Annotated in this window: 26 protein-coding genes and 1 pseudogene; 18 read left to right on the forward strand and 9 right to left on the reverse strand. The window is 64.3% G+C overall.

All coding sequences use genetic code 11. The annotated features are described in order from the left end of the window. The 17 genes and pseudogenes from VKP62_05845 to VKP62_05925 all read left to right on the forward strand — a co-directional run. On the forward strand, positions 1-269 hold a 269-nt coding region (locus VKP62_05845), incomplete at its 5' end, for a hypothetical protein (GenBank protein MEB3196710.1). 128 nt (positions 270-397) lie between these two features. Further along, a complete protein-coding gene (locus VKP62_05850) occupies positions 398-1,681 on the forward strand; it encodes a ParM/StbA family protein (GenBank protein MEB3196711.1) in 1,284 nt (427 codons plus the stop codon). A gap of 4 nt (positions 1,682-1,685) precedes the next feature. Beyond that, positions 1,686-2,027 (forward strand): hypothetical protein, encoded by a 342-nt coding sequence (locus VKP62_05855; GenBank protein ID MEB3196712.1) that lies wholly within the window; start codon positions 1,686-1,688, stop codon positions 2,025-2,027. Then, on the forward strand, positions 2,020-3,564 hold the full coding sequence (locus VKP62_05860; GenBank protein MEB3196713.1) for a hypothetical protein: 1,545 nt from the start codon (positions 2,020-2,022) through the stop codon (positions 3,562-3,564). Before VKP62_05855 ends, VKP62_05860 begins: the two co-directional genes overlap by 8 nt. 427 nt (positions 3,565-3,991) lie before the next feature. Then, a pseudogene (locus VKP62_05865) lies at positions 3,992-4,363 on the forward strand (lytic transglycosylase domain-containing protein). Between the two features lie 32 nt (positions 4,364-4,395). Continuing rightward, positions 4,396-5,172, forward strand: coding sequence for a flagellar basal-body rod protein FlgF (gene flgF, locus VKP62_05870; GenBank protein MEB3196714.1), 777 nt, complete (start codon positions 4,396-4,398; stop codon positions 5,170-5,172). Positions 5,173-5,321: 149 nt separating this feature from the next. Beyond that, positions 5,322-6,104 carry a flagellar basal-body rod protein FlgG gene (gene flgG / locus VKP62_05875; protein ID MEB3196715.1) on the forward strand — a complete coding sequence of 261 codons (783 nt, stop codon included), beginning with the start codon at positions 5,322-5,324 and terminating at the stop codon, positions 6,102-6,104. A 103-nt stretch (positions 6,105-6,207) separates the two neighbouring features. Further along, positions 6,208-6,519, forward strand: coding sequence for a rod-binding protein (locus tag VKP62_05880; GenBank protein ID MEB3196716.1), 312 nt, complete (start codon positions 6,208-6,210; stop codon positions 6,517-6,519). 82 nt (positions 6,520-6,601) lie between these two features. After that, positions 6,602-6,988, forward strand: coding sequence for a MerR family transcriptional regulator (locus VKP62_05885; GenBank protein MEB3196717.1), 387 nt, complete (start codon positions 6,602-6,604; stop codon positions 6,986-6,988). 70 nt (positions 6,989-7,058) lie between these two features. Continuing rightward, the gene (gene flgM / locus VKP62_05890) at positions 7,059-7,424 is read left to right on the forward strand and encodes a flagellar biosynthesis anti-sigma factor FlgM (GenBank protein ID MEB3196718.1); all 366 of its coding nucleotides are present in this window, start codon (positions 7,059-7,061) and stop codon (positions 7,422-7,424) included. 9 nt (positions 7,425-7,433) lie between these two features. Continuing rightward, positions 7,434-7,934, forward strand: coding sequence for a flagellar export chaperone FlgN (gene flgN / locus VKP62_05895; protein MEB3196719.1), 501 nt, complete (start codon positions 7,434-7,436; stop codon positions 7,932-7,934). Between the two features lie 66 nt (positions 7,935-8,000). Next, positions 8,001-9,491 (forward strand): flagellar hook-associated protein FlgK, encoded by a 1,491-nt coding sequence (gene flgK / locus VKP62_05900; protein ID MEB3196720.1) that lies wholly within the window; start codon positions 8,001-8,003, stop codon positions 9,489-9,491. Positions 9,492-9,508: 17 nt separating this feature from the next. Further along, entirely contained in the window at positions 9,509-10,474 is a 966-nt protein-coding gene (flgL, locus tag VKP62_05905) for a flagellar hook-associated protein FlgL (GenBank protein MEB3196721.1), read from the forward strand. Positions 10,475-10,506: 32 nt separating this feature from the next. After that, positions 10,507-10,962 carry a flagellar assembly protein FliW gene (locus VKP62_05910; GenBank protein ID MEB3196722.1) on the forward strand — a complete coding sequence of 152 codons (456 nt, stop codon included), beginning with the start codon at positions 10,507-10,509 and terminating at the stop codon, positions 10,960-10,962. Positions 10,963-11,013: 51 nt separating this feature from the next. Further along, positions 11,014-11,265: a carbon storage regulator CsrA gene (gene csrA, locus VKP62_05915; protein MEB3196723.1), complete on the forward strand. Its 252-nt coding sequence runs from the start codon at positions 11,014-11,016 to the stop codon at positions 11,263-11,265. Positions 11,266-11,482: 217 nt separating this feature from the next. Further along, complete coding sequence (gene flhF, locus VKP62_05920) at positions 11,483-13,084, forward strand: flagellar biosynthesis protein FlhF (GenBank protein ID MEB3196724.1); 1,602 nt, start codon at positions 11,483-11,485, stop codon at positions 13,082-13,084. A 4-nt stretch (positions 13,085-13,088) separates the two neighbouring features. After that, the gene (locus VKP62_05925) at positions 13,089-14,066 is read left to right on the forward strand and encodes a MinD/ParA family protein (protein MEB3196725.1); all 978 of its coding nucleotides are present in this window, start codon (positions 13,089-13,091) and stop codon (positions 14,064-14,066) included. Positions 14,067-14,130: 64 nt separating this feature from the next. On the opposite strand, the gene VKP62_05930 is transcribed toward VKP62_05925, so the two are convergent. From VKP62_05930 to VKP62_05965, 8 genes are all read right to left on the reverse strand, one after another. Further along, complete coding sequence (locus VKP62_05930) at positions 14,131-15,876, reverse strand: GspE/PulE family protein (GenBank protein MEB3196726.1); 1,746 nt, start codon at positions 15,874-15,876, stop codon at positions 14,131-14,133. 64 nt (positions 15,877-15,940) lie between these two features. Next, positions 15,941-17,728 carry a type II secretion system protein N gene (locus tag VKP62_05935; protein MEB3196727.1) on the reverse strand — a complete coding sequence of 596 codons (1,788 nt, stop codon included), beginning with the start codon at positions 17,726-17,728 and terminating at the stop codon, positions 15,941-15,943. Beyond that, entirely contained in the window at positions 17,725-19,281 is a 1,557-nt protein-coding gene (gene pilM, locus VKP62_05940; GenBank protein MEB3196728.1) for a pilus assembly protein PilM, read from the reverse strand. The genes VKP62_05935 and pilM overlap by 4 nt, the downstream gene beginning before the upstream one ends. Positions 19,282-19,411: 130 nt before the next feature. Continuing rightward, the gene (locus VKP62_05945) at positions 19,412-21,262 is read right to left on the reverse strand and encodes a hypothetical protein (GenBank protein MEB3196729.1); all 1,851 of its coding nucleotides are present in this window, start codon (positions 21,260-21,262) and stop codon (positions 19,412-19,414) included. After that, complete coding sequence (locus VKP62_05950) at positions 21,240-21,686, reverse strand: prepilin-type N-terminal cleavage/methylation domain-containing protein (GenBank protein MEB3196730.1); 447 nt, start codon at positions 21,684-21,686, stop codon at positions 21,240-21,242. The genes VKP62_05945 and VKP62_05950 overlap by 23 nt, the downstream gene beginning before the upstream one ends. Continuing rightward, positions 21,687-22,211, reverse strand: a complete 525-nt coding sequence (locus VKP62_05955; GenBank protein MEB3196731.1) for a hypothetical protein — start codon at positions 22,209-22,211, stop codon at positions 21,687-21,689. Then, a complete protein-coding gene (locus tag VKP62_05960; protein ID MEB3196732.1) occupies positions 22,205-22,765 on the reverse strand; it encodes a hypothetical protein in 561 nt (186 codons plus the stop codon). The genes VKP62_05955 and VKP62_05960 overlap by 7 nt, the downstream gene beginning before the upstream one ends. Next, positions 22,762-24,318: a type II secretion system F family protein gene (locus VKP62_05965; GenBank protein ID MEB3196733.1), complete on the reverse strand. Its 1,557-nt coding sequence runs from the start codon at positions 24,316-24,318 to the stop codon at positions 22,762-22,764. The genes VKP62_05960 and VKP62_05965 overlap by 4 nt, the downstream gene beginning before the upstream one ends. Positions 24,319-24,440: 122 nt before the next feature. On the opposite strand from VKP62_05965, the gene VKP62_05970 reads away from it, so the two are divergent. Then, the gene (locus VKP62_05970) at positions 24,441-25,343 is read left to right on the forward strand and encodes a hypothetical protein (protein ID MEB3196734.1); all 903 of its coding nucleotides are present in this window, start codon (positions 24,441-24,443) and stop codon (positions 25,341-25,343) included. A gap of 2 nt (positions 25,344-25,345) precedes the next feature. Here the strand turns inward: VKP62_05970 and VKP62_05975 are convergent. Continuing rightward, the coding region (locus tag VKP62_05975; GenBank protein MEB3196735.1) for a type II and III secretion system protein at positions 25,346-25,806 on the reverse strand (461 nt) is incomplete at its 5' end.

Consider the following 25,806-nt stretch of genomic DNA (forward strand, 5'->3'; position numbering starts at 1 on the left):
TGGTGGTGTTCGGCGGCATCACCCAGAAGAAGCGCGGCATCCTGGGCGTGGGCAACAACTCCTTCGACAAGCGCTTCATCTTCGACCAACGCCTGCTGACGCTGGCGCCGCCCATGTTCCCGGCGTCAGTCAACGTCGTGGTCAAGACCCAGATGCCCTTCAGCCCGGATAGCAACAACACCGAACGCGCGCTCCGTTACGTCAAGGGAACTGGCTTTGACGGTCCGGCCGACGCGCCGCTATCTTTCATCGCCAACCCCTCCCAGTGACACCGGGGCGCCGCCTGGCCGCCCCGCGGTTTGACACCCCATCGGCTGCATAATATAGTGGGGATCTCTTGTTGGGGCCATTTCCGACTATTCACGTACCCGTCGTGCCCCCGCCCGGATGAGGATCCATGACCACCGACAACGCGCCCCAGATGGTTCGCCTCACCTACCTGTTGCCTGCCAAAATGAGCGGCAAGGTCTTCATGGTCAAGCGAGCCCTGGCCCCGGCGGCCACGCCGGCGCCCGCTCCGATCGCCCCGCCCGCGCCGCCGGCTCCGGCCCCCACCCTCGAACGCCCTGCCGTCGCGGCGGAACCGCCTCGCGTATCGGCCCCGCGCCCCAGTGGCATCGAAACCGGGTTTCTGTCCGGAGCCTCGCGCGGCAACCGCACGGAAGTGATCAACGTCGGTCTGGATCTGGGCCGTTCGGAAACCCGCATCTACGACGGGGAGCATCTGTTCATCTTCCCGACCCTGGTGGGGGGACCCGTGGCCACCATCCGGCGAGGCAGCGCCCAGCTGCTCGATGAAAACCTCGAGCAAAACCTGTGGATCAAGGTGGACGGCCACGAGTACTCCATCGGCCGCTACGCCATGGAGCAACCCTTCCTGTTCCCGGTCAATGAAGAAAACATCTTTCAGGGCGAACTGAACAAGGCCCTCGTGCTGACCTCGCTGGCGCTGCTGGCCCGCAGGACGGGACAAACCCACGTGCCGCGCTACAAGATCTGCCTGGGCCTGCCGGTCTATCTCAGCCGCCGGCCGGAGTACATCGATGCCTCGCTGCGGGAGTGGCTGGGGCGCCACGACTTCATTTTCTGCGGCGAACCGATGTCGCTCGAGATCATCCAGATCGACACCATCCCGCAGCCGGTCGGGTCGGTTTATGCCGCCATTCTGGCCGGGCAGCTCGACTACAATCCGGAAGAAACCATCGGCGTGGTGGACCCGGGCCATCTGACCACCGACTGGGTGGTGGTGCGCCTGCCCAACGAACTGACCAAGTACAGCGGCCACACCACCGCCGTGGCCGGCTACCGGCTCTACGAAGAGGTGGCCTCGTACCTCAGCGAGCTGATGGTGCCGCGCATCAACCCGATGGCGGTTCAGGAAAGCCTGATCACCGGGGTGTACAAGGACAACCAGGGCGACACCCTGGCCATCCCGGAGCACCTGGTGGAAAGCCTCAAGGAAATCATGGCCCAGCAGATCGCGCTGACCGTGAAGCAAAGCTGGCGGGACCTGCGCGTGCACCGCATGCTGCTGGTGGGCGGTTTCGGGCGCATCCTGTACCCGCTGCTCACCAAGTACCCTTATTTCCGCGACCTGCAACTGGCCCAGGACCCTCGTTACTACAACGTCAAGGGATTCTTCGAATACGCCATCGCCACACCCCTGCGCGAAGGGGGATGAACCGGTGTGGGATTTCCTGAAGGCGCTGACAGCCTCGCTGTTCGGCCCCAAGGACGAAGATCCTATGGGCGCGATCACAGCGGACCAGCTCGCCATCGTGTTGAAATCCATCGAAGACAAGTACGCCAGCCTGCGTGACGACAACGCGCGCCTCCTCGAGCGTCTCGAGGAAAGCCGCGAGGACCGTGCAGAACTGCTGGACCGGATCGAAGCGCACCAGCGCGAAATCGAACGGCTTCAGCGGGTGCTCACGGTGCAGGTGAAGGCCGAAGCGACGTCCGACGAGGACGACGCGGACGCTGACACCGAGCCGCCCGCCTGGCTCGAGGAGATCAGCGGTGTTTGAGGGCCTGGGGTCTCAATTCAGCAAGCTTCTGGGCAAGTCCAGCGAGGACCCCCAGAGCACCATCACGGCCGAACAGCTGAAGGTCGTGCTGAAGTCGATCGAAGGTAAGTACAACAACCTCAAGAACGAGAACAAGCTCTACAAGTCCAAGATCGAGGAGCAAAAGGCCACCATCTCCGAACTGGAGCGCGCGGTCAGCGAACTGCGACACGCCGCGCCGACCACGGATGCCGGACTGCTCACCCAGCTCGAGGCCGACCTGAACACGGCCCAGCAGCAATTGCTCGACGCCCAGGACACCCTCGCCAATCTGCGCGCGGAAAAGCTGCAGTTGCAGAGCAAGCTGTCGGTGCAGGAAGCGTTGGTTTCCTCCCTACGGCACGAGATCTCCGAGCTGCGGGAGGGACACGCGGGCTCGGCCAGCCCGGAAGACCACGCGAAGGCCCTGGCCGAGGTGGAAAAACTCAAGTTCGACAACGAGCAACTGAACGATCGGGTGCAGGAACTGCTCGGGCAGTTGCTCTCCGCCGAGGGCGTGAAGGGCGACGTGGCTCGCAAGCAGGCCGAGGTCGACTCGCTGAAGCAAGACCTGGCCGAGGTCAAGGGCCAGCTGGAAACCGCCTTGCAGGCCCGACGCCAGGCCGAGGTGGAACGCGATGGCGTGGCCTCCCGCCTGGCCCCGGTGATCGACGAACTGGATGAACTGCGCGAGAAGGTCGAAACCCTGAGCGCCGAGCGCCAAGGCCTGTCGGAGAACCTGAAGACGGTGCAGGCCGAGCTGGCCATCCACGAGGATCGGGCCGTGTCGGCCGAGCAGGAGCTGGAACACGTCCAGCAAGACAAGCAGGAGCTGCGCCATCAGGTCACCAAGCTGCAGGGCGAAGTGGAAGCCCTGCAAGGTCAGCTGGCCGGTGGAGGTCCACAGGCCAAGGTGATCGCCGAACTCGAAGATCGCGTGCTGACCTACAAGGCGCAGATGGAGCAGGCCGGGGTGGAAAACCAGGCCTTGCAGGCGCGCATTCAGCAACTGGTGGATGAGCCCTCGGGTCTCAGCGCCCGCGAAAAAACCGAATATGAACTGGAAATCAAGCGTCTGGGCGATGAACTTCGCGAAGCCGGCCTGCAGATGGCCAGCCTGCGGGAAGCCAAGGTCAAGGCCAACCTCGATATGGAGGAGGCAGCCTCGGAGCTGGTGGAGTTGCGGCGCCAGATTGACGACATGCGCCGGGACCGCAACCAGTACCGCGATCGCCTGGCCGACACCCACATGCAGGCCAATGAGATGGACCAGCTCAAGGGCCAGATGCGGGAACTGATGATGCAGATGACGGCGCTGCGTGGCGGTGCTCCCGGCGTTTCGTCGGAGCCCCCGACCCCCGCGCCCACGGCCCCTCACCCGACTCCGTCGGCGCCGAGCGCCGCTGAATCGCCGCCAAGCGGTGCTGCCCCGGGGCGCACAGCCGCCTCGGACGCCTCGGCCATTCGTCGTCGGGAAATGCTGAACCGCCTGATCGGAGACAAGAAGCCTCGCGAGTGAGCGCGGGAGCGGAAGGCTCAAGCACGTTGTGGGCATGACCGATGGGATCAGGGTTATGTCTGATCGCGGTCACGGCAACGCCGGCCGGGATGGACGATGATGCCGAACAGGGTTCCTTGCGCCGCGCAGGGCGGGACGCCAGGGTGAGCCCAGCACGAGAGGTCTGGCCATGGGCATGGGAATCGGGGGAGCCCTGGAGGCGATCCGACGGATCGAAGGGCGTATCGACGCGATCGAGCAGCGGCTCCAGTTCAAGACCCAGCCGCCGGAAGCCTTCACCGACGCGATCCGGCGCGCGGAAAGTCGGCACGGGGTGGCACCGGGCGATCGGCACCCAACGCCCGACAGGGTCAGCCTCGGGCCCGCGAGTGCCCCTGCCTCTTCCCCCCCTGGTCCGGGCGGTGCGGCGGCTGCGCCATTGTCGGCCACGCCGGCAAGCGGTGGCACGAGCGCCTATGCCGCCGACATCCAGGCTGCGGCCCAGCGTCACGGCGTGGATCCGGCCCTGGTACGGGCCGTGGTTGCAGCCGAAAGTGGTGGCAATCCCCGCGCCACCAGTCAGGCTGGCGCCATGGGACTGATGCAACTGATGCCGGGAACAGCTCGCTCCCTGGGGGTGGCAGACGCCTATGACCCCAAGCAGAACCTGGAGGGGGGCACCCGCTACCTGGCGGACCTGACGGAAAAATTCGGACTCGAACAGGGCTTGGCAGCCTACAATGCCGGTCCCGGAAACGTGGCTCGTTATGGTGGCGTTCCCCCCTTCCGGGAAACCCGCCACTACGTCGACCGCGTGATGAAGCTGTACGGGCAATTCAGTGAGGAGCAGTCATGATTCGTGGACTCTACACCGCCTCCGCCGGCATGCAGGTGGAGCAGATCCGGCAAGATGTCATCGCCAACAACCTGGCCAACATGAACACGACGGGCTTCAAGCGTGATCTGGCCGTCCTGCAAGCGCGCGAGAAGATGGCCATCCGACGGACGAACGACCCCATTTCGGGCGACCCCCTTGCGCCGACCCGGCGGGTGCCCATAGGAGACATGGGTCTGGGCGTGCTGGTCGATCGGATCGTGAAACGCTTCGACGCCGGTAATCTGCGCGACACGGGCGACCCCCTCGACCTGGCCATCAACGGTGAAGGGTTTTTCACCGTCATGAACGAACGCGGCGAAAAGCTCTACACCCGCGCCGGCGATTTCTCGCGCAACGGCCAGGGGCAGCTCACCGACAAGCAAGGCAACCTGGTGCAAGGCCAGAGCGGCCCGATCGCGGTGGACTCGACCCAGGCCTTCAACGTGACCCAGGATGGCGTGATCACAATCAACGGCAATCCGGTCGACCGCCTCGACATCGTGCGCTTCGACAACCCCGATGCCGACCTTGAAAAGGTAGGAGATACCTCCTTCCGCTTCCGCGGCGCGGGCGCCCCGACGCCGATGACCGCCGAAGTTCACCAGGGCATGCTCGAAATGGCCAACGTGAACTCGGTCCAGGAAATGGTCGAGATGATCACCGCCCTGAGGCACTACGAAGCCAACCAACGCGCCCTGCAGGCCCAGGACGAAAGCCTCGGCAAGGCCGTCAACGACGTGGCTCGGGGTTGATTCTGACCACTGACCTCAAGTCGGCCTGCCTGCTTGCCGATTGAATGAATTGGACCATCCCTACCCGGCCGGACGGCGCCTCTAGAGGCCCGGGGCCGCGATGCCGCTGACGGATCGAAGCGGCGCCACGCGAAAGGACCGAGTCGCCCATGATGGGAGCCCTCTGGACCGCGGCCACTGGCATGCGGGCCCAACAAACCAACATCGACGTCACGTCGAACAACCTGGCCAATGCCAACACGCTGGGCTACAAGAAGGTGCGGGCCGAATTCAAGGACCTGATGTACCGCACCATCCGGCAGGCCGGGACCCCCATGCAATCCGGCACCCAGATGCCCGTCGGCACCCAGGTCGGCATGGGTGTGCTGAACTCAGCCACGGCCCGCATCTACTCGCAGGGCGACTTTCAACAGACCGAGAATCCGTTCGACTGGGTCATCGAGGGCGAAGGCTTCTTCCAGGTGCAGCGACCAGACGGACAGCTGGCCTACACCCGCGACGGCTCCTTCAAGGTGGACGGCAACGGGCAGATCGTCACAAGCGAAGGCTTGCTGCTGGTCCCCCAGATCACGGTGCCGCCGGGCGCTTCGAATCCGTCCATCACCTCCGAAGGCGCGTTGACGGTTCAGGTGGGCACCAACATCACCACCGTCGGCCAGGTCACGCTGGCCCGTTTCATCAATCCAGGTGGCCTGAATGCGATCGGCCATAATCTCTACACGCCGACGCCCGCCTCCGGGGATGCGGTGGTGGCCAACCCGAACACCGAGGGCATGGGCACGATCCAGCAAGGTTTCATCGAAATGTCGAACGTCAAGGTGGTGGAGGAAATGATCAACCTGATCGTGGCCCAACGCGCCTATGAAGCCAATTCCAAATCGGTCCAGACCTCAGACGAAATGCTGGGCATGGCCAACAACCTGCGTCGTTGAGGCCCTCCCTCTGAGTGCCGCCTGAGGCAGGCCCGGCCCCCCCGCCCACCACGCGGGAGGCGCCGGCGGCCCGAGCCCCCCGAGGGCGAAAGGGACATTCCTCGTGATCGAATCCACCCACACCACCGCCACACGCAGCGAAGGCCAGCCCCTGCGGGCCAGCCGCGGTGGCGGCACCCCGCAAACCCCCGAGCAGAAAAAGCTTTACGAGGCGGCCAGGGACTTCGAGTCGGTCATGCTCGGCATGGTGTTCAAGCAGATGAGCCAGGGGCAGGGAGATGGCCTGCTCGGCGGCGGCAGTGCCCAGAAGACCTGGCGAGAAATGCTCAACGACGAGCGCGCCAAGTCGATGACGGCGGCAGGCGGCATCGGCTTGGCCGACGCCATCTACCGCCAACTCGCCACTCGCCTCTGATAGCGGGCGTCACGGAAGCAGCGTGACGTGGAGAGGGTTGTAGCCTAAACTGGTGGCGTTCCAACGCCTTCGGTGGGCCCGCATGAGCCTTTCCAACTGCACCCGCTGTCAGCGGGCGTTTCGTCGGCTGACCGACGCCAAGATCTGCCCGGCCTGCCTCGAAGGCGATGAGCGGGCCTATCAATCTGTGATCGCGTGGCTGCAACAGCATCCTGGCGACTCGCTGCAGCGGGTGGCAAGCGCGACGGGGGTCGCAGAGACCGTCGTATTGCGACTGGTTCGCGAGGGGCGCGTTTCCCTGTTGGAATTGCTCCAGCCTGAGGACCTGCCGCGCTGCCGACGCTGTGGCGTGGCGATCAGCGGTGGAATGGCCTGCCGGAGTTGCGCCCAAATGCTGGGCGAGGAGCTCCAAGCCTCGGCTGACGCCCTGCGCGAGGCGTCGTGGCGAAAGCCTTGGCGGGGATCGTGATCACCGAAATGGAAGAAATTGGCGTCGAGGTTCAAGTTTCAACACCAGTGTCCGATAGAAAGAAGTGGAGGTGGTTTTTGTCCGAAGCGGACTTCGCCAGGACAAAGCCCCAGGCGCAGAAAACGAGGTGATCCTGATGCGTATCTCCAACGAGCAGGCCCAGCAAATCCTTCAGGCCCAAGGGATCAAAGGTCCCAAGGCCACCAAAGGAAGCGCGGGGCCGGGTCCAGCAACACCGCCGGCATCCGATGCCGTCTCCATGTCCCCCAAAGGGCAGGAGATTGGCAAAGCGCTGCAGGCGTTGGCTGGGCTGCCCGACGTGCGTGCCGATCGTGTGGCAGCGCTGAAAGCGCAGATCGAGTCAGGGACTTATCAGGTCTCTGGCAGAGAGATCGCTGCAAGCCTCCTGCAACGCGCCAGCGACAAGCTCGTTTAGGACAGCCCGGTGAGTTCGCGTTACGACCAGCTCGACCGAGTGCTGGGCCAGCTGACCGCAGGGCTGATTGCCCTGAAGAACTGGCACCCGCGCAAGGTCGAGCTGCTCCAACGCAACCGTCTGGAGGAGCTCGAGGCGCTAAATGCGCGGGAATACGCTCACATGGCCCAGTTGGAGGCGCTGAACCTCGAACGCTCCCGGCTCCATGCCGAACTGGCCGAGGAGGTGGGATTGCCCGCCTTGGCGCCGCTGTCCAGGCTGCTTGAACGGCTGCCGGAAGCGGCTCGTCGCCAATTGCGTCACCGCTGGCAAGAACTGGATGCTGCTGGCCGTCGCTTGAAGGATCTGCAGGTGACCCCCAACGTGATGGTGCGTCGCGCGGCCTCCCGGATCGAGGCCACCATCCAAGCCGTGGCTGAAGTCAGCGCGGCCCAGGAGACGGCCGGACGCTCCCCCGTGGGCTTCGACGCCCAACCGGTGAGCAGTTGGATGGTCAATCGCACTGCCTAGCACCCTGGACGGCCTGGCCGCTGGCGCGCAGGCCCCGCTGCACCTTATTCCTGGAGGAACGCCTCGATGAACGTGGGCCTCTACGCTTCGGTTTCCGGTCTGCTCACGGCCCAGCGGGCCATCGACGTGGCCAGCCACAACATCGCCAATGCAGAAACCGAGGGGTTTTCCAGGCAGCGCGGTGATGTGTCCACGGCCGTGTCTCTGTCGATCGCGTCGGTAGGCAACCTGGGAACCGGGGTCAAGCTGGACGGCATCCGCCGAGTGAGAGACGAACTGCTCGACCGCCAATTTCGTCAGGAGCAGGCGACCCTCGGCGAAATGGAGGTGCGGGCCGAGTCGCTCGGCAAACTCGAAGACCTGCTGGGTGAACCAGGTGAGGGCTCGCTCTCCCAGCAATTCAATGTCTATTTTGAAAGCTGGCAGCGCCTCACCACCAACCCCGAAAACACCAGCTTTCGCCTGGCGTTGCGCGAGTCGGCGCTGAAACTGACCCAAACGTTCAACCAGCTGAGCGAAGACGTCGAAAACATGCGCTCGGACTTGAACGATCGGGCCAACAGCATGGTCACGGACATCAACACCAAAGCGTCACAGGTCGCGGAGCTGAACCGTCAGATCGTGGCCACGCTGGTTCAGGGGCAGTCCCCCAACGACCTGCAGGACCAGCGAGACTTGCTGATCGACCAGCTCACCAAGCTGGTCAAGGTGCAGGTGGTCCCGATCGCCTCCAGTGGGGCCATCAACGTCTATCTCGGCAATCAGCGCCTGGTCGCGGGGGCCAGCCACTATCCGCTGGATCAGACGACGATTGATCCCACCAAGGACACGGCCACCATCTTCTTCGCCGGCACCAAGCTGGCTGCCCCCGTAGAGGGCGGCTCGCTCAAGGCCCTGCTTGAACTGCGCAATGAGACCCTGGCGCGGATCACCCCCGATACAGGCAAACCAGCCGGCCTGCTCAATCGCCTGGACGAACTCGCCAACAAGCTGATCACCGATACCAACGTCCTTCACCAAGGCGGTTTCGGGCTGGAGGGCAGTACCGGCAAGGACTTTTTCACGGGCACGCGAGGAGCCGCCGACATCACACTCAACACGGACCTGCTGGACTCCTTTGACGGTGTGAAATTCAATTACGGCTATCTGGCCATCGGCGCTGCGGCCCAGCCACCAGGCGATGCGGGCAGTGGCTCCAGCAACAACGATATGGCCCAGCAGATCTCGGCGCGTCGCTTCGCGAAGGTGTTGACGGTGGTCGACCCGCCGCCCGGAGCGCCCCCAGAAGCCGTACCGAAAGCCACCCAGTCTTTTGAAGAATACTGGCAAGCCACGGTGATGACGATTTCTGTGACGACCCAGAGCGTGACCCGCACGATGAAGACGCAGGAAAGCCTGATCGGGTCGGTCAAGGAGCGACGGGAAGCGATTTCTGCCGTGTCCACGGATGAAGAAATGGCGAATGTGATCCGATATCAAAAAGCATACGCCGCGTCCGCGCGGATGCTCACGACCATCGATGAGATGCTCGACACGCTCCTGAGCATCGGCCGTTAAGGCAGGAGACTGGCTTCATGCGCATCAGCAACAACATGATTTTTGAGCGCACGCTGCGCGACATCAATCAGAACCGCACCAACCTGGCCAACGTGCAACGGGATATTTCCACAGGCAAGCGCCTGCATCGAGGTTCAGACGATCCGCGTGCCAGTGCCCTGGTCCAGGCCTCGACGCGAGAACTCTCCGAGGTGGGCGTTTACCTGGAGAACATCGAGGCGGGTCGCACCTTTTTGCGCGACACCGACGCGGCGCTGGGCAATTACCAGGAGATCTTGCTGGCCGTTCAGGACCGGGTCGTGCAGGCCTCCAGCGGCGCCCTGACCCAGGACACGCGCAAGCAACTGGCCTCTGAACTGTCACAACTCCGCGAGTCGATCCGCCAGGTGGCCAACACGCGGGACGCCCAAGGGCGCTACCTGTTCAATGGTCTGCGCACCAGTGGTGAACCGCCCTACCCGGCCGGCGATCTGACGCTGGGAAGTCAGGAGAACTCCAGCATTTTGCTGGAGATGGGCCGAGGCCAGAAAATACCACTGAACGTTGTGGGCAATGAACTCTTCGGGGTGGTGTCCCCGCCATCGTCCGGTCCCACCTCTCCCCCTCCCCCGCGCACCGATATCTTCGATGCGATCGATGGCTTCGTGAAATTCCTCCAAGATGGGAAGAGCGATGCGCTTCCGCCGGGTTCGACGAGCCTGACCATGACCGTTCCTCAACTGGCGGTGAAGGCGGTGAAAGATGCCCTGGCTCGTTCCATCAGCTCACGGGGTTCCGTGTCGTCACGGCTGGAGCGTCTGGATGAGATGACCAGTCGCCTGAGTGACCGCAAGCAAACCCTCGAAGCCCGCATCGATGACCTCCAGGCCACCGATATCACAGCCGCCTCGGTCAAATTCAATCAGTACGATGTGGCCCTGCGCACCGCCTTGTCCCTCAGCGGCAGGACCCTTCCCACCTCCCTGGTGGACTTCCTGCGGTGAGGAGCGTGTCGTTCATAAGGAGTTGGCCCCCCATGCTTGTCGAAACGAGGCGATTCGGTCCCCTCGAGGTGTCATCGGACGCGGTGATTCACTTCCCGCTCGGGCTGTTGGGTTTCGAGCGATATTCGCGCTACATCATCGTGGACAGCGATCAGACGGCCCCTATGCGCTGGCTCCAGTGTGTGGAAGACCCCAACGTGGCGGTGCTGGTGGTCGAACCCACCCTTTTCTTCCCGGACTACGACCCTTTCATCCATCCGGATGACCGGGGCCTGTTGCAACTCGACGAGGAAGAAACCCCCGTGCTGGCTTGTGTGGTGGTGATTCCGGACGACCCCTCACAGATGACCATCAACCTGCTGGGGCCGCTGGTCATGAACGCCGAGAAGCGCCTCGGCAAGCAGGTCGTCCTGTCCGACAGCAGCCTGTCGGCGCGCCATCGGCTGATTCCCGACGCCAGCCCGTCGGAAGCCGTCGTGCCGGTATAGTAGAATGGTGCATACCCCGCCCCAATCGGCTGCGCCACTCAGGATAATCCCGTGCTCGTATTGAGTCGTAAAATCAACCAGAGCGTGATGATCGGGGACGACATCGAGATCATCCTGCTCGAAACCAAAGGAGACACGGCCAAGATTGGTATCGTGGCACCTTCAGACGTCAAAGTGTACCGTCAGGAAATTTATCAGGCGATCAAGGCGGAAAACATCAAGGCCACCCAGAACCCAGCCTCGCTGGATGCTGCCTCCGACCTGCTCAAGAGTGTCTTGAAACAGCGCAAAAACGCCCCCTGAGGGTTCAGGTCTCAACCGTTCCCCCCTTGCACCCGCCCCTTCGTTTGGGCGGGTGTTAACTTTTGTATCAGGTGTGACGTTTGTACACCGTGGGGACTCAAGCGAAGGGTATACTTATGTTTACCGATTTCTCCCAAATCAGCCTGCAAAGCTCATTTACAGCTCGCCTGATGGTCTCTGCTCCTGACGAGACTTCCCGTGTCCGGGGAGGACGCCCTTGAAAATCCGGCAATATACCGCGCCCACCATCCAGGAAGCCATCTTGAAAATCAAGGTGGACCTGGGCCCCAATGCGGTCATCCTGCATAGCCGAAAGCTGAAAAAGGGTGGCGTGCTGGGCTTCTTTGCCCAGGAGGTGGTCGAGGTCCTGGCCGCGGATCCCGGTGAGGCCAAGGACAAGGACAAGGGCAAGAGCGATGAGGGCCCCCCCTCGCGGGACTGGGGGCTCCCCAGCAAAAGTCCCTTGAATGAATCGTCCTGGAGACAGGAAACTGAGGCGCCGGAACTGGACCTCGGGCCATTTGCAGCCCCTTCGCCACCTCCCCGTCCCCCGCGTGCCCTTGCCCCGGAACCCGCCTACAGCGCCCCTCCCCCTGAGCCGCGCCAGGCGCCCGCGCGCCCGATCGCCCCGGAGCCGGCCTATGCCGCCCCGCCACCCGAGCCGCGCCAGGCGCCCACGCGCCCCGTCGCGGTAGAGCGCACGCAAATGGCCGAACGACCGCCCGCCCTGGAACGGGCCCCCGCCATGGAACGAATCCCCCAGGTGGAGGCGGTACCGGTCCTGGAGTTCGACCCTCACGAATCGACGCGCCGCCTGACGTCCGCCGTCGCCGTGGCAGAACCGGAGCCTGCCCAGAGCCTCGTGGTCGAAGAGCGACCGCCGACGCTCAGTCCTCAGGTGATCATGATGCCGGAGTCGACCAAGCTGGCCGACGAGGTATCGGACCTGAAAGCCACCGTCACGGACCTGAAAGCCATGATGGCCACGCTCGCCGGCAAGCTGGAAATGGCGCCTCGCTCGGTGGCGCAGTTCCCGACCCTGATGCAGAAGGTGTACGACAAGCTGCTCACTTTGGACGTGGATGCCTCGATCGCCCGGGGACTGGTGGTCTACCTGCAAAAAGAACAGCCCCACCTGAAAACCTACGAGGAACTGTGTGACGCGCTGGAGGTGCCGCTGGGAGGCCTGATCCAGTGCAGTGGCCCGATCACCCTGATCCCGGGGCAGCGCAAGATCGTCTCGCTGGTGGGGCCGACCGGTGTGGGCAAGACCACCACCATCGCCAAGCTGGCTGCCAACTTCGCCCTCTCGCGGCAAGCAGAAATGGCGCTGCTCACCATCGACACCTACCGTGTCGCCGCCATTGAGCAACTGAAGACCTACGGGGACATCATCGGACTCCCCGTGGAAGTGGTGCTGACGCCCCAGAGCCTCAAAGAGGCGCTCCGCAATCACCAGGACAAGGGGTTGATCCTGATCGACACCGCTGGCCGCAGCCCGTACAACCGTCTGCACATCAATGAGTTGAGAAGCTTTCTGGATGTCGATCCGCAAGTGGAGGCACATCTGGTGCTGTCCGCCACGACCCGTTTGGCTGACCTCAAGCAGATCGTGAAGCATTTTGCCTCGACGGGTGTCGACCGCCTGATCTTCTCCAAGACCGACGAGACGGACATTATTGGTGGCGTGATCTCGATTGCGCACGAGACGGGACTCCCGGTCTCCTACGTCACCACCGGACAAAGCGTTCCCGATGACATCCTGGTGGCCGAAGGCGCGGCGCTCGCACGGATGCTTGTCCAGCAGCTCAAGGGTTAGCGGTATGGCTGATCAAGCAAAACGCCTGCGCGAATTGATGCGTCAGAATCCGGCAGCTGCAGCGACCACGCCGGATGGGGGCGTGGAGGCAGTCGGAAAACCTGGACCGGAAGGTGGCCTGAAACCGACCATCTCGGCCGTGACGATGAGTGCGGTACCGCTCTTGCCCTCCACCTCGCCGGCCCGCGTGATCGTGGTGACAAGTGGCAAGGGGGGCGTGGGCAAGACCAACATCACCGTCAACCTGGCTCTGGCCCTGGCCCGTCGCGAGAAGCGAACCTTGCTCTTCGATGCCGACCTCGGGATGGCCAATGTGGACGTGATTTTGGGCGTCTCACCCAAGGCCAATCTGGCGGATGTGATCGGCGGCCGGAAGAAATTGGATGAGATCCTGCTCCCGGTCAACGATCACCTCCACATCGTGCCGGGAGGATCCGGCATTCACGAACTGGCCGACCTCAGTCAGGACCAGCTCGAGTCGTTCATTCGCGACATGGCAGGCCTGGAGGATCGCGCCGATTTCATTCTGGTGGATACCGGCGCCGGCATCAGCCGAGGCGTGCTCAATTTTGTGCTCGCCGCTCACGAAGTCCTGCTGGTGACCACCCCAGAGCCCACCGCCATCACCGATGCCTACGGTCTGATCAAATCGATCGACCAGCACAACCCGCTGGCCCAGGTGCGCCTGATCATCAACATGGCGGAATCCGAGCAAGAGGCCCGAGCGGTCGCCCAGAAGCTGATCATGATCGTGGATCGCTTCCTGAACATTGATGTCTCGTTCCTGACCTACATTGAAAAGGATCCCATGGTGAGCCGCTCCGTGCTCCAGCAGCAGCCGTTCTACCACGCGTTTCCCTATGGTCCGACCACGCGACGGATCAACTTGCTGGCCAGCCTGCTAATCGACCCGGAGGGAGATCAGGCAGCCCCCGAATCGACGGCCGGCTTCTTCTCGCGGGTCGCCCGCCTGTTCCGCTGACGCGAACGATGCCGGGCGCCTGCGAGCGCCGCCGTGAAGCCTGCAAGGCCAGCCCTGAGAGGCGCTATTCGTCCTTCAGCCCCTTGCCGAGTACGCGAATCACCTCATCCACCGCCGTTTGACGTTTCAACACCTTGCGCTTGCCGTCTTGAAGCAACGTGAGCATGCCGCCCTGGCAGGCCGCATCCAGAATGGCGATGGACGAGGCCTCCTGGTTGATCAGTTCCTTGATGCGGCGGGTAACTTCCAGAATCTCGAACACGCCCAGCTGGCCCTTGAAGCCCGTGCCGTTGCAGATGTCGCAGCCAGCCCCCTTGGCGATGACAAGCGGTTCGTGCGGATCGCAGCCGAGGAAGGCCTTTTCTTCCTCGTCGGCCTCGTACTCCTGGTAGCATCCCTTGCAAATCTTGCGCACCAGGCGTTGCGCCACGATGCATAGCAGCGTGGCAGAGACCATGTACGGGGGAATGCCCATGTCGATCAGGCGCCCGACCGTCTCGACGGTGGAATTGGTGTGCAGGGTCGACAGCACCATGTGACCGGTCAAGGCGGCCTCGATTGCGATTTCGCCGGTTTCCTTGTCGCGAATCTCACCCAGCATGATGGTGTCCGGGTCGAGGCGTAGAATCGTCCGCAGCGCCGCCGCGAAGGTCAGGCCGATCTTGGCGTTGGCCTGGATCTGGGTGATGCCCTCGACCGGAAATTCCACCGGGTCTTCGATCGTGACGATCGAGTCATGGTCCTTGTCCATGGCCGCGAGCGAGGCATACAGGGTGGAGGTCTTACCGCTGCCCGTCGGGCCTGTCACGAGCATGATGCCGTTGGGGGCGTTGATGTAAGGGTTCAGGCGCTCCAGGTCCTCCGGGGTGAAGCCGAGCGCCTCGAGCCCCAGCGAGATGGTCTTGGGACGCAACAAGCGCATGACCACCTTCTCACCCCAGTGACAGGCAATCACCGCCACCCGGAAATCGATCTTGCCGCCCTGATGGCGCACGGAAAAACGGCCGTCTTGCGGCCTGCGACGCTCGGCGATATTCATATCCGAGAGAATCTTGACCCGGCTGATGACGGCGGATTCAACCTGCTTGGGCAACACCATGACGGTGTGTAGCACCCCGTCGATGCGCAGGCGCGCCTCCAGCTTCTGTTCGAACGGTTCAAGGTGCAGGTCCGAGGCGCCGCTGTCGATCGCCCGGGACAGAATCTGGTTGACCAGGTCGATGATCGGCGCATCACCGTCCTCGCTGGGACGATCGATCGCTGACGCTTCCTTGACCTTGGTCTCTCCCATCGATCCACTGAGCTTGAGGGCGGCATCGAGCAGCCCCTTGGCGGTGTTGCGGCCATACAGGGGGTCGATCGCCTCGAGCACGAGCTCCCGCTTCAAGGCGACCCCGACCACCATCAGGCCCGTCAGATGGGAGACCTGGTCCAACAACTTCACGTCGTGGTCCCGCTGGGCGCCCAATTCTCCTCGGCCGTAGGCCACCGCCAAGCGCTCCCCGACCTTCATGAGCGGCAGCACGCCTTTTTGCCTGGCCACCGGCTCGGGGATGAGAGGCAAGACCCCCTCCTCGACCGGAAATTCCGAGAGGTTGGAGACGTTCCCGAGCAGTTGCTGAAGCCGACCCGCCCCTTGCAGTTCCTCGTTCGTGACGAAGCGCTGATCAACCAGTGCCCGTTCGAGGTTGCACCCCTTCAGTTCGCAAACATCCAGCGCCGCCGCGAGTTGGCGCCGGGTGATCATGCTGAGGTTGACGAGCCAATCGCCAATCTGTTCTGGGGGTGCGGACTCCGTGGTTTGCCCCATGCCTGGCCTTCACGCACGACTGAGGCACGCCTGCAGTCTGATACAACCCGGGAATTGCAGCCCCTCAGCGAGGCAACTTGAGGGTGGTGCGCCGACCATCCTCGAGGATCACGGCGTGGTCAGCCCCGATCGCCACCACCCTGGCGCCGCCTGGCAGCACCCCATTTATACCCACCGTGTGGCTCTCTCCCCCCACCTGAATCACGGCCAGGGCCCGGCTCTCCGCCAGCATGACCCCACTCAGAAGGTACCCTTCCGGCGCCTTGGGAACCCCAGGAGCGCCCGGCGGCAGCGGTGGTGGGGGTACGGTGGGCAGCCCTGGCGGGCCGGCGGGCTTGGCGGCCGTCGGGAACGCGCGCAGGGGTAGAAACGGATTGCGCCGACCCGTCACGTGCAGGCGCTCGATCGGAAAGGCATAGGAGCTGCTGAGCGCTCGTTGCAGGGTGGGCTCAACCGGTTGGGCCAGCGGTGCCGTTGCGCTGGCGGCGGGCTGAGCCACCACGCCCGTCAACGGGGAGCGGGGAGAGGGGGCGCCTGCAGGCACGGGGCTCGCGACCGGCCGCGCTGCCGCCGGAGCATGAGCACCCGCGGAAGCAGGATGCGGGCTCGCTGGGGTTGGACTTGCTGCCGCGAGCGGGCTGGCCTGACGCGCCTCCACAGCAGGAACAGGGGGAACCGAGCGACGGGGCCGGGGGCGGGCCTCGGCCAGCCGCGGTGGCAGTCGGACCGGGCGCGGGCGGACTTCCTGAGTGAGTCGAGGGGGAGCCGAGCGGGCAGCACGCGGTCGGGCCAGCAGGGGGGCGGTAGCGGCGGGACTGGGAAGGCCGGCGCCGAAGGCGGAGGCCACGGGCGTCACCGGGGCAGAGGAGAGCGTCGGGTGCGCCGGAGCGCCGGGTGAGGCGGCCGATCGCGGCCCCGGCGCACCGGACGACACGGGCAGGGCAGACGTGGCAGCCGGGGCCGTCGACACCTGCGGCGCCGGGCTGGCATCCCGCCCCATCGGCGGGCGCAGGGGCGGCAGCGAGGCAGGGTCAGGGATCAGCGGCGGGGGGTCGCTGGCCTCCGCGGCAGCGGCCGCGGGCATCAGCCAGGCGTCCAGCGCAGCCAGCCAGGCGGCGCCCCCTGCCGGGCGGCTCGAGATGGCCGGCAGCGAGGGACCTTGCAACAGGAAGGTGATGGAGAGCTGAAAGTCCAGCTCCAACAGCGAGGGAGAAAGCCCCGCCTCCAACTCCGCCGGGGCCTCGCCGGGTTTGGTGACCAGCCGAACGTCGTACTGATTGACGCTGATGGCCCGCGGCAGGGCCTGCATCTCCAGCAAGGCTGCGGTGAGGTCCTCGTACTCGCCTCGCACCACCAGCTTGAAACTCTTGTGCACCAACGAGACGGGCGGTGTGGGGGTCGGCGCGGGAGAGACTTCCGCCGCGACCGGCGCCCCCGGGGAAGGCGTCGGCGAAGCCCCTGGCCCCGAAGACGGCGCCGGCGTGGGAATGGGCTTCTGAAATGCCTCGCTCTCGCCCAAAGGCGTGAGCGCCTGCACCACGATGTGGCGATCGGCAAAAATCTCGTTGAGGCTGCCCAGCGTCTCGACCGTCTTGGCCTCAACGGCGCGGCGGCGGTCCGCTGCCGTGCGCAGGTCAAAGTAAGCCAGTGCCCCGATCGCCTGCTGTTTCAGCTGCGCCTCGAGCGCCACCACCTCGGCCTGCAGGGTGACTTTCTGGCCTAGCTTGCCGTTGCGCTCCGCGGTCAGGCGCTCCTTGCGTTCCAACTCAGGCTTCAGCATGAACCAGCCGCTGCCACCACTGCCCAGCAAGAGGGCGGCCACGGCCACCCCGGCAATCACGGATTGTCTCACGAGGCCCCCTGTGGGGAAGCGGCCCCTGAGGTGGTTCCAACGGTTCCCGCCTGCGACGGGGTTGGCAGCAGCGAGCCAGGCTGAATCTCGGCCTTGATCCGGAAGGAGAACAGGCCCGCTTCGCTACGCAGTACCTCCAGCAGGCTGACACGGCTGACCTCCCGCAACTCCGCCAGCTTGTGCGCCAGCAGCAAGCCTGAGCCCTGAGAGGTCGCAGCCCCTTCCAGCAGCACCGTGGTGGGCGTATCGGCAGACAAGCGACTCAGATAGGCATCTGCCGGCACGATGTCAGAGGTCTCGGCGAGCAAGTTGACCGCGAGATTGGGGGCCGCCTGCTCGCCGATCAGGTCAAGGATGGCCTTGTTGGTGTCCGTCTCCAGCTTGAGGGCCGTCAGCCTGGCATTCAGCACCGTGGTATCGGCCGTCAAGCCCGTGATTTCGGCCTCGAGCCGCTGGTTTTCCGCCCCCACCACCCCGTAGGCCATGTAGGCCACGCCGCCCGCCCCCGTGAGCAGGCCCAACGTGGCCAGCAGGGCGGCCACCCCGACACTGCGGTCGACATTCAGGCCGGCCCACCAGACGCTCAGACGTTCCCCCAGGGCCCCGCCGAATCGCTCGCTGCGGGACAGGTCCAGACTGGGAATGGCCGTCTCGTAGCCCCACAGGGCCAGACCGAGGCAAGCCGGGCTGATGTGCTCCAGCGCGCTCGGCGGCACGCGCTTGGCCCAATGCTCCAGGCCCACCGCGGCCAGCGGGGTGTCCGTGTGACTTCGGAAATAATCACTGAGGCGGGCCGATTCGGCCAGGCTGGCGCCTGCGACCAGCAGTTCACGCTCCGTGCCGGCTTCCTCGAGCAAGGTGCGCGTGACCTCGGTTTCGATCTGCTGATAGCCCTGCTCGTCCGTCTGAGCTTCGTGGCGCTGCAGGGCCACCTCGCGCCAGTTCTGGAGGTTCTTGCCCTGCCAGCTGGTGATGACCAGGCGCAGGGCCATCACCGCGACGCCATCCCAGTGTTCGGTGGTCGTCGTGCGGGCATTCACCAGCTGACGCAGGCCAGCGAAGTGCACCAGGTCAAAGCCCAGGGGGCTCAGCTTGGCGACCTTGAGCGCCTTGGCATAGGCATCGAGGAGCCGTTTGGAGGTGGCCGCGTAAAACACCGTCGAGGTATCGGTGTCGGTATCGACCGTGAAATAGTCGACAAGGGGCTCCTCCTCCCGGAAGACCGAGTACTGCTCGGCCTCCGAAAGCACCACCTGCTGGAGCTGGTTGGCAGGAATGCGCGGCAATGAGACGAGGCGGGCGATCGCCCCCCGGCCGTACAGCCCCACCACCACGTGGCGGCAGCGGATGTCGTTGGCCGCCCAGAAGGTCGCCAGCGCCTCGCCCAGCGCCTGGGAATCGGCAACCTCGCCCTCTTCATCGACCAGCGAGGTTTCGAGGGTCAGGTGATGATGAAAGTCGAAACGAATCTGACCGTCGTCGCCCAGCACACAGTGGGCCGCTTCGATGGCCTGCGGCGTGATCAAAAGCCCCACGTGTTCGCGAACGGTCAAGGCCCTCTGTTCCTCCCAAGGACACCCGCGACGGCTGCCCCCGGACCCCAGCATAGGTCAGGCGAGCAAAGCCAGCAGTGAAGCATGCACCCTTGAACCGGTCGGCTCGAGGGCCCGGTCACCCACAAGCTCAGAGGGCGGAACCATCCGAGCGGCAAGTTCCCAGGTAGCGGAATTGCAAGCGGTCCGTGCCATTGATGCGATATGCGCGCAACTTGACGTTGGCGAAGCCGGTGATGGTTGCTCGGCTGCTGGCGTCGATGCTGCTGTACAGCACGACGATGACCGTGCGGTCGTTGGTGATGACATCTTGAATGGCGACGCCGACGGTGGCGGCCCAGTTATCCAGGTTGTCATGCTTGGTCACCTTGTCGCCGACATCCAGATGGCTATCCCCCGCATTCAAGGGGTTGATGTAAGTGGACGAATTGCCCGGATGCGTCAGACGCGCCGTCCAATCCGCTTCAGCCACGCCGGTATTCCAGCACGCCCAGCGCCAGTTTGAGTCGCTGGAGGTCAGTTCGCCGGTCTCATAACCGGAACTTTGCCCCGCAAACAGCGAGTCCTTGACCAGTACGGCGTAAACCGTATCGGAGGGGGGCGGCGTGGGGGTCGGGGTGGCGGTGGGGCTGGCGCTGGGTGAAGGACTTGCGGCAGCGGAGGCACTTGGGCTTGGTGATGGCGAGGCACTGGCGGACGCTGAGGCTGAAGGCGCCGGCGTGGGCGTCGCGGTGGGCGCTGGCGTCGGGTTGCTGACCACCGCCGTGGAAGGGGCGGTGGTCGGCGCGGGCGTGCGGCCGTCGGCGATGGAGGGCAATAGGTTCCCGTCGCGATCGCACGGGCCCAGGTAGGTAGCCGAGATGGACTTGCCCGACAGATCGTAGCCCGTCAACGTGACGCGGGCAAAACCCGAGATACGGTAGTCCCGGTTGGAGCCCGGCTCCCGAAAGGTATTCCAGACCAGCACCACCGACTCCCTACCGATGAAGGTATCGAGTGCGTTGCGCACGTTGGCCGAATTCGAGATACCCGTGTTGCCTCGCACCCAATCGAGCAATTCGAGGCTGTGATCGCTTGGATTGTCGGGGTTGTTGTAGGGATAGGCAGCCGGATTGGTGAGCATCCCGGCCAGTGCGTTGGCACTGGCCTCCCCGTTCCAGGAGACCCAGCCGAAATTACCGGAGCCGGTGCCCTCGAAGGCGTTCATGGTCTGTCCGACGGTCGCCAGCGCCACCGTACTCTCGCTGATCGTCAGCGGCAAGAAATTGCCGACACCGTTGGTGCTCCGTTCCGGATCCCACGGATACGTGTCGTTCGCGTTGGTCACCCCATCGCCATCATCATCTCCCCCCCCCAAGTCCGGCGTGATGGTCGACAAGGCCGACCAGTTCAACACGCGAGGCGCATAGACGCCCTGCACATAGAGTGGCAGCCCCGTATCGCGGGCCAGGCGGGTCCAGATGCGCAGCAGTTTCTCCTGCACTCGCGGATCTATGAAGATGGTGAGCCAGCGCTCGAGTCCGCCCCGTTCGTGCGAGCCGGCCACCGACTGGTAGCCAAAACTGGTCCAGTCGAGCATGCCCCGGGCGCCTACCCCGATCACAGGCGCCGTCGCCACGCCGTCATTCAGCGAGAGTGCCCCCCCGGTGGTGGACTGAATGTCCTGGCCATCCCGCCACTGCAGGTGCAGCCCCCCGACGCCGAAATCGACGGCGCTGCCATCCGCGGAGACCAGGTCCATGGCCAATGTCGGCGTGGCGCCGGACAGGCGACCGGGAAACTCTCCATCGAGGCGTTGCTGCATGTCGCGCGCCAGGTCCTGCACCAGCAGTTCCTGGTAGATCATCTGCACCGTGGTCTGGCCTTCCCGAAAGGCGTAGAACGTGGTGAGCAGGATGCTGCTGCCCAGCACGGCCGCCAGGGCCGCTTCGATCAGGGTGAAACCCGGACGGGCCAGGTCAGAGGCCGATTTTTTCATCAAGCGAAGCCGGCTTTCTGCGCAGGGTGGAAATGGTCAGCGTGGCCACCGTCTGGCTCTGGTGGGTCACGCTCAGGTCCATATACAGCAATTCGGCATTGGCCTCGGTGGGCGTCTCGCGCCGCTGGGTGACCCCCAACACGAAGCCCGAATCATCAGGAGGCGCCACCAGGCGGCAAGCTCCGGCGTCCGCGGGCACGTCCTGCAGCACCCGCAAACCTTCGGCCTCGGCCCGCAAAATCTGTTCCGCCATGAGGTAGCGACGCACCCCGCCGGTGTTCCCCTTGGGATCAATCAAGGAGACGGCATTACGAAAGTAGGTCGCCACGGCCATCAAGCCGCCTGCCACCACCAGCACCGCCAAGGTGATCTCGATCAGGGTGAAACCCTTCCGCGCCCGCAGCCGGCGCCGCGCCACCTGTGCCATTCAGTACACCTTGTACGCCGAAAGTTCCCAGGCCGCCGGCTGGCCGACCCCGCCGGCATCATAAGCCGCCGAGAAATCAACCCGCCGGGTGAAGTTGCCTACGCCCGGCAACGACAGCGAGGCGTCCACGCGAAAATCGTGGGTACCCGTGCGCGTGACCAGACAACTGGATTGTGCCCCTGCCACCCCGCGGGTCAGGGCCACGTGCTGGGTGAAGTCGACCGAGATCGAACTGGATGCGACCGCGCCCAAGGGCATGAAAGGATTGGCGGCCGCCACGTTGGCCGCTCGGTTGGCGCCAAACATCACGTGGTTCACCCCCATTTCGGCCAGATACAGGGTTTGTAGCTTGGCCAGCGAGATGCGTTGCAGTTCGACATTCTGGTCGAGTTCGCCCTTGAACATGAGGTGCAGGCTGGCTGCCACGGCCGCCAGGCCACTCACGATCACCAACGCGGTCAAGAGGACACTGCCAGTGCGCTGCTTCAGACCACCATTCCGGGCGCGCAGGCCGACGCCTACCATCGAGCGGGCCGCTCCGCCGGATACTGCTGGTTGGAGTAATTCAAACGAAAGGCTCCTTGCGTCTGGTCGTAAAGCCAACCCCCGTTCCCGTAGCCGGGTGAAGGCCCCGGCGACAGAAACACGGGATTGTCCCATTGCGGCGTCGGCGCCCCCGCCACCAGGGGAACGGGAGACGCCTGTGAGTCGAAGGCCAAGACGGTGGAGTAACCGCTCACAGGGTCAGCCGGCAGGGTGTTGACGCCACCTTGCGGGTGATAGTTCCCCCCAGCGGAGGTGACATTCAGCGACACCCCGAACACCGAAGCGTAGGGGGAGGGCGTGGCCGCGAGCGGTGGCGCTTGCCCCAGGCGGAACTTGTCGACGGCGATGTTCGACTGGACCGTGCCGACGATCATCTGGGCTTCCTTCAGGCGCGCGCTCGCGCGGACCTGCTGATAGGTGTAGACGCTCGCTGAGGCGACGATCAGTCCCACCACGATGGCCAGGGACACCTCCACGAGCGAGATGCCGGCGCGCGCACCGGCGGTGCCGAGGGGCGTTTTTGAACGGGTCAATGCTTGGCTCCTCCCATGATGCCCATCAGCGGGAAGTACAGGGCGCCCACGATGAACATGACGGTGCCCCCCAGAAACAGCGTCATCATCGGCTCGATCGCCGAGGTCAGGGCCTTCACGGATTGCTCCACCTCGTTGTCCATGTAGTTCGACGCCCGAAACAACATGTCGTCCATGGCACCGGTTTCATCGCCCACCGCGATCAGGCGATTGACCAGCGGGGGAAAGATGTCAGCCGCCAGGACGACGGCCCCCAGACGCGCGCCCATTTTGACGTTCTCGGTGATTTCCGTGACCTTGTCCTTGAGCATGTGGTTGCGCACGTTCTCTTCTAGCGAATCAAGCGCCCGGATCACGGTCAGGCCGGAGCGCAGCGAGATGGCCATGTTGTTCAACATATGCGTCAGCGTCACCTTGTAATTCAACGGCCCGAAGATCGGGATCTTGAACTCGATCTTGTCCCAGACGTACTTGAACAGGGCCGTCCGCACGATCAACTTGCCCAGCCAAACAAAGACGGGCAGCAGAAAGATGGTGTACCAGCGGTTCGTGACGAACCAGCTCATGGCCAGCAACATCTGGGTCGCCAGCGGCAGTTCGACCTTGAACTCGGCGAACAGCTTCATGAAGGTCGGCACGATGAAGATCATCAACCCGACCACGATCAGCACCAGAATGCCCAGCACGATCAAGGGATAGGTCATGGCCCCCTTGACCTTCTGCTGCAGTTCCAGCTGCTTGGCCATGTAATCGGCCAGGCGCGCCATATTCTCGTCCAGGTTGCCCGTCGTTTCCCCCATATCGACCAGTTCGATGAAGAGCGAGGGAAACACGTCCCGATAGGCCTTGATGCACTCCCCGAAGGAAACGCCCTGGGCGATCTGGTCCGACATTTCCGTGATGATCTTTTGCAGATACTTGTTCTGGACGGTGTCGCGCAGGAGATGCAGGGCCTGAACGATCGGCAGACCAGCCTGGGTGATGGCCGCCAGTTGCTGGGCCATCAGGGTCAGATCCTTCTGCGATACGCTGGGCGGAAAGATCTTCTGGATCAGCCGGTCCGCGTCCGAAGTCTCATAGGTCTGTTGCTTCTTGACCTGTGGCCCGCCGTCCTTGGAGGCCTTGAACTGCCCAAACCAGTCCTTTTTCAGGCTCTTCGGCAGCAGGCGCTGCTCGCGCAGCATCTGGCGCGCTTCCTTGAGCCCGTGAGCGCGGATGGTGCCAACGACCTCCTCACGGGTGTCATCGTTGATGGCCTCGTAAGCAAAATACTGCAGGCTGCCGAGGCGCTGGCGGAACTCTTCCTGTTCCGTGCGCTTCTTGGCCGCCTGGGCCTTGCGGCGGGCCTTTTCCTCCGGGGACGGGCCAGCCCGCTCGATCGCCGAGCGCATGCGCTCGACCCACAGCGTCAGCCGAGAGACCTCGTTCAGTTGGAGCGGCAACTGGCCGCGCTCCCGCAACTGGGTGCGGGCTTCCTTGACATCGCGCGCGGTCAGGCGTTCCTTGACGAAGCGGTTGTGAACGTCCTTGAAAACCGCTTCGTATACGCGCACAGGGCTGACTCCTAAGGGTCCTCTTCCTGCCCGTACCCCTTCAAGGGTGATTCTAAACGGCGGGCCGCGGGTATGAATCGGTATCACCGCGCCGTTTCCTCTTGTTCGCCAGGTAGCCCTCGATGCTCCATTCGCTGCCCCCGCTCCGACCGACGCTGTTGCTGGCCATCGCAGGACTGTCCCTGGTCGCCTGCCGCCCCTGGCTCGCCAACGTCCAGAGTGGCGGCTTGCCGAAACTTCAGTTTCGAGACGTGGATGCCTTCGTTCGCACAGAATGGGTCGGACAGCCGGCCACCATGGCCGATGTGGAGGCCTTTGCCACCTCGGTGCGGGGTTTTCGCACCCCTGGCCTCTATGCGCGGGACATCCCCGGTGTCAATAACTCCGTCTGTCACGTCTATGCCTATGCCGACCCGGTCATGGTGGTCGGCACCGCCGGGACCTTGGAGTTCCCGGAAGCGGCCATGACCAGCGAACCGGCCAGCACAGGGGGGACCTCCGCGGGCAGCGTGCGAATGACCCGACAGCCCATGTTCTTCCTGCGCGAGATGCGCGTGAAATGGCAACTGGAGGGCGTCGATTCCCCGGCAGAACAGGTGGTCGACGTGCAGGCAGGGATGCGCACCAACCCGCATGCCCTCCCTCGAATCCCGATCACGCACGCCGCGGCTGCGATCATCAAGCTCAAGGCGTCCGAGCCCGGCACGTTCGGCCTGCGTGGCACGATCACGGTCGATCTCTCGGCCAAAGACCTGGATCCCCTGGTCCCGGCTGCTCAGGCGGAATTGACCGTCAGTCGCAAGGTGCCGGTGTTGTTCGTGACCGGAATGAACATCGAAGCCGAGGCGCGGGCGGGCACAAGTCCGGTCCCGGGCCCTGGAACGGTGACCGGTGGTGGCATTCTGCCGCCGCTGAGTCCCCTCACCCCCGCATCAGGCGTGCCGTCGCCCCCGGGTTCCGCGGGGCCGACCGCGAGTCCAGCGGCCACGCCGGTCGCCACACCCAGCGCCAGCCCAGTGCCCTGACCTCAGAGCGCCGGGGGGATGCTCCCAGGCGCCGAGCCCACGGCTTTGGAGGCAGGGACGGGGGACGGAGGCGCGCCGTCGCGCTCAGGCACCACGTGCGGGGTGATCATCACCACCAGTTCGGTGGTAGAGCGCTCCAGCGAGGTGCGCCGGAAAGCGCTGCCAATCCAGGGCAGGTCGCCGAGCAGGGGCATCTTGTCAACCGTCTCGGTCGTGCGTTCCTGATTCAAGCCGCCAATGACCAAGGTCTCGCCCCCACGCACGCGCACCTCGGGTGTGGTGAGCTTGCGCTGACTCTTCAGGGTGGCCAGGATCTCCGCATTGGTGGCGCCACGGACCGTCTCGCGAATGAACGAGATGGAGGGGTCCACCTTCATCGAGATGAAGCCATCTGGATTGATCTTCGGCGTGATGGCCAGCGTCACGCCCGCCACCCCCAGCGTCACGTTCTGCCGGGTGAAGG

It is taken from the genome of Candidatus Sericytochromatia bacterium, from assembly GCA_035285325.1.
Classification (GTDB): Bacteria; Cyanobacteriota; Sericytochromatia; order S15B-MN24; family JAQBPE01; genus JAYKJB01.